Consider the following 4,399-nt stretch of genomic DNA (forward strand, 5'->3'; position numbering starts at 1 on the left):
CGGTGGTCACCAGGGTGCTGCCGCTGCGACCGCTGCCGGCGAGGTAGAGCACCCGTACCCGGCTCACCGGGCCGCTCCCCCACCGGCCGTGGCGCGACCGGTCCGCCGCCGCGCCGGCAGCGCCGCGGAGGCCTCGGCGTACAGCCCGCGAATGCGCTCCAGGTGCCGGTCCGGCGCGAACTGGGCGGCGATCTTCGTGCGGCCGGCCCGGCCCATCCGGTACGCCCGCTGTGGGTCGGCCAGGATGTCGGTCAGCGCGGCGGCGAGGGCGGTGGGCTCGTCGGCGGCGACGATGCGCCCGTCCACCTCGGACTCGACCAGCTCGGGCAGCCCACCCAGATCGGTGGTCACCACCGGGACACCGCAGGCGAACGCCTCCAGCACCGCCATCGGTTGGTTCTCGTGCCACCGGGACGGGACGGCGACCACCGCCGCCGACCGGATCAGCTCGTGCAGGCGGGGCTTGTCGAGCCGACCGTGGAACCGGACCCGGCCGGGCACCCGCCGGGCGGCGAGCGCCTCCAGCTCCGGGCGGGCCGGCCCGTCCCCGGCGACGTCCACGCCGACCCCGTCCGGCAGCGCGGCGGCGGCCTCGATCAGCACGTCGACGCCCTTCTCCGGGGCCAGCCTGCCGGCGAAGACGACACCGCCGCCGGGCGTCTGCTTGGCGGTGACACCGGTCAGGTCGACGAAGTGGTTGACCACCCGCAACCGGTCCGGGTAGACGCCCGCGCGGCGCATCACGTCGGCCAGGAACCCACTCGGGCTGACGAAGAGCTGCACCGGGTCGTACGCGTTGAGCCGCCGGTGCAACCAGGACTCGACGGCGAGCAGTCCGCTGCGGGACAGCGAGCCGTCCTTGCAGCGGCGGCGGGCCGCCTGCAACGGGCCACCGGTGACGCACGCCTGGCAGGGCCGGCCCCGGTCCAGCAGTTGGTAACTCGGGCAGGCGAGCTTGTAGTCGTGCATGGTCAGCACGCACGGCACCCCAGCGGCGCGGGCCGCGGCGAGCACCGACGGGGAGAGCTGGTGGTAGATGTTGTGCAGGTGCAGCACGTCCGGCCGGAAGTCGTCGATCACCTGGGCCAGTCCGCGCCGGCTCGTCGGCGACCACAGCATCCGCCCGACGGCCACCGCCCGGGGCCGCACCCCGCTCGGCGCCGGCTCCAACTCCACTTCGGACGGGAACCGCGCGGCGTACGGCAGCGGCGACTCGTTCTCCGGGTGGCTCATGCCGAAGTAGGCGACAGTGTCGCCGGCGGCCCGTTGCAGGTCGGCGAGATCGAGCAAGTACCCCTCGGCACCGCCACGGCGGTAGAGGAACTTGTTCACATGCAGCACGCGCATCGACTCGGCCTGCTCACGTCGATCGGGCGAATCGGGCCCCGAGGTGATGACCGAGATCCGCCCGCCCCGGCCACGGCCCACGGTATGCAGGCCGGGTCAGCGAGTCCAGTTCACATTAGCCATGTGGCTGAACGGGTGATCTTCGTCTGCCCGTGCGGTCCGCAGCCTGGCCTCCCGCCATGATCTCCCGATAGCCTGGCTGCCGCCGGTCGTACCCGCTCTGCTGCGGGGCCGGGCCGGTGCCCCGACAAGGAGGACCCGTGGCAGCCGACGACGAGGTCTCCGCGCTCGCGTACACCGCGCGGCGGGTCCGGCGGCACCTGCGCTGGGCGCGTACCGAGGGGATCGGACGGCTGATCGAGGAGGACCGCCTCAACCCGGTCGACCGGATCGGCACGGCACTGGCGAAGCGACGCTGGCGGCGGCGGGCCGGCCGCACGCCCGGCTCGGCGATGCCGGTCTACCTGGTCGGCCTGCAACGCTCCGGCACGAACATGCTGGTCCGCGGCCTGGACGCCGCACCCGAGGTCGAGGTCCGCAACGAGAACGACAGCACCCTCTTCCACCGCTTCCAACTCCGCCCGGACCCGGTGCTGACCGCCGTCATCCAGCGCAGCCGTCACGCGTACGTCCTGGTCAAGCCGCTCTGCGAGAGTCACCGTGTGGACGAGTTGCTGGCCCTGCCGGGGCTGACCCCCGGGCGCGCGCTCTGGGTCTACCGCGACGTCGACGACCGGGCCCGCTCCGAGGTCGCCAAGTTCGGGGACGCCAACCTGCGGGCCCTGCGGGCGATCGCCGACGGCAGCATCGGGCGACGGTGGCAGGGGCAGCGCCTCGACGCCGACGCCGTCGAGCTGATCCGGGCCCACGACCCGCAACGGTTGGATCCGCACAGCGGCGCGGCGCTGTTCTGGTACGTCCGCAACTCGCTGGTCTTCCGGCTCGGCCTCGACCGGCGCGCCGACGTGTTGCTGTGCCGCTACGACAGCCTGGTCGCGGACCCCGCCGCACAGCTTCGGCGGCTCTGCGCCTTCCTCGACTTCCCGTACCACCCACGGCTGCACGCGCACATCGGCCCCCGCCAGTCACACGGTGCGGCGGAGCACCGGCGGCTGCCGATCGACAGGCGCGTGCGGGCCCGCTGCGACGAGCTGACCGACCGGCTCGACCGCGCCGCGGCCGACGCCCGACCCGAGACCACGAAGGCGGCCGACAGTGGCTGAGACCGGAACCCGTACCGCGCCGATCTTCCTGGTCGGCTGCCAGCGGTCGGGCACCACCATGGTGCGTCTCGTCCTGGACTCACACTCGCGGATCAGCTGCGGCCCGGAGACCCGGTTCCTGCCCGACCTGCGACGGATCGTCGGCCGGGACTGGGAACGGCTGGCCCGCTTCGGGTTTCCGCGCGAGGACTGGCTGCGCCGGATCCGGGACTTCTTCGGCGGTGTGCACGCCGACTACGCCGCCGCCCGGGGCAAGGCCCGGTGGGCCGACAAGACCCCGCTGTACGCGATGTCGCTGGACTTCGTCACCGAGGTCTTCCCGGACGCCCAGATCGTGCACCTCATCCGGGACGGCCGCGACGTGGTGGTCTCGCACCGCAAACGGTTCGGCTACTGGTCCGCCGTGAAGTGCGTGGTGAAGTGGCCGCGCTACATCCGGGCCGCGCGGGCGGTCGGCGCCACCCTGCCGGCGGACCGCTACTACGAGCTGCGCTACGAGCAGGCGGTCAGCGAGCCGGAGAAGACGATGCGGGCCCTGTTCGAGTTCCTCGGCGAACCGTGGGAGGACGGCATCCTCGACTACGACAGCAAGCAGCACGACGTGGCCCAGAAGTACACCACCGAGGCGGAGCGACGACGGGCGGCGGCGAGCGTCACCGAACCGATCTACGGCTCCCGGGTGGGCACCTACCGCCGCGAACTCGACCCGTTCCTGCGCCTGCTGGTCTGGGTCTTCTCCGGTCCGACCCTGCGCGCCCTGGGTTACCGGTGACCCGCCCGAGCCGGCGGCGCGCGATCGCCACCGTCGCCATCGCCGCCACCCTCCTGCTCACCGCCGGCTGCACCGGCGGCGACAACGATCCGCCGCCGGCCGCCACCCCCTCCGCGACGGCGGCACCCGCAACCGGCGCGCCGGCGCGCACCGGCGAGCAGGTGAGCAACCCGTTCGGCGCGCACTGGGACTGGTCGCGGTTTCAGCAGTTCGGGCCGTACCTGCGCCGGCTCGCCGGTTCGGCGACGTACGAGGAGATCTCCTGGTGCGAGATCGAACGGACCCCCGGTAAGGCGGACTGGGCCGGGCTGGACGAGATCGCCACGCGCAGCCGGGACCTAGGCATCACACTGCACCTGAAGATCCGCACCGGCGTGTGCTGGGCGACCGGTGGCACCGCACGCTACACCCTGGGCGCGGCCAACAAGACCGAGTCGGCGATGCCCACCGACCTCGGCGCGTACCAGCGGTTCGTCGGCGAGGTGGTGCAGCGCTACGGCCCGTACGGGGTGCGGGAGTACGCGATCGAGAACGAGGTCAACGCGCCGAGCTACTGGGCCGGCAGCCCCGAGGACTACGCGCGGCTGGTCCGGGCCGCCGCCGAGACGATCCGCGCGACCGACCAGAAGGCGCGGGTGGTCGACTCCGGCATCAGCAGTGTCGCGTACGGCATGGGTGTCGCCGACCGGCTGCTGCGCGCCGATCGGGTGCCCGAGGCCGTCGCCGCCTATCAGGCGTACTTCCAGCGTCGGGTCGGCACCCGGGGGCAGCAGATTCCGGCGGTGACCGGGGAGGCGCAGCTACGTCGGGCGCTCGGCACCGAGACCAACAGCCGCAACCTGCGTTTCCTGGCGGTGACCGAGTCGCTGCTGACCGACCGCACCGTCGACGTCCGGCAGGTGCACTTCTACGAGCACTTCAGCGGGGTGGCCCCGCTGCTGGACTACCTGCGCGCCACCACACCGCCGGGCACCCCGATCCAGGCGTGGGAGGTCGGTCAGTTCTGGCGCGACGGCGACGGCGACCCGGCCAGCCGGGCCACGGAGATGGTCAAGAC

At 73.0% G+C, this 4,399-nt stretch carries 4 protein-coding genes; 3 read left to right on the top strand and 1 reads right to left on the bottom strand.

Annotation, left to right across the window (positions count from 1 at the left end; all coding sequences use genetic code 11):
- Positions 1-63 precede the first annotated feature (63 nt).
- A complete protein-coding gene (locus KBX53_RS23855) occupies positions 64-1,347 on the bottom strand; it encodes a glycosyltransferase family 4 protein (RefSeq protein ID WP_210861742.1) in 1,284 nt (427 codons plus the stop codon).
- 260 nt (positions 1,348-1,607) lie between these two features.
- Between KBX53_RS23855 and KBX53_RS23860 the strand changes: the two genes are divergently transcribed.
- The 3 genes from KBX53_RS23860 to KBX53_RS23870 all read left to right on the top strand — a co-directional run.
- Positions 1,608-2,570: a hypothetical protein gene (locus KBX53_RS23860; protein WP_210861744.1), complete on the top strand. Its 963-nt coding sequence runs from the start codon at positions 1,608-1,610 to the stop codon at positions 2,568-2,570.
- Positions 2,563-3,342: a sulfotransferase gene (locus tag KBX53_RS23865; RefSeq protein WP_030337674.1), complete on the top strand. Its 780-nt coding sequence runs from the start codon at positions 2,563-2,565 to the stop codon at positions 3,340-3,342. The genes KBX53_RS23860 and KBX53_RS23865 overlap by 8 nt, the downstream gene beginning before the upstream one ends.
- Positions 3,339-4,399, top strand: a 1,061-nt coding sequence (locus tag KBX53_RS23870) for a hypothetical protein (RefSeq protein WP_210861746.1), incomplete at its 3' end; no start/stop codon positions are given. The genes KBX53_RS23865 and KBX53_RS23870, both read left to right, overlap by 4 nt.

This window comes from Micromonospora sp. M51 (assembly GCF_018070305.1).
GTDB classification, from domain to species: Bacteria; Actinomycetota; Actinomycetes; order Mycobacteriales; family Micromonosporaceae; genus Micromonospora; species Micromonospora parva.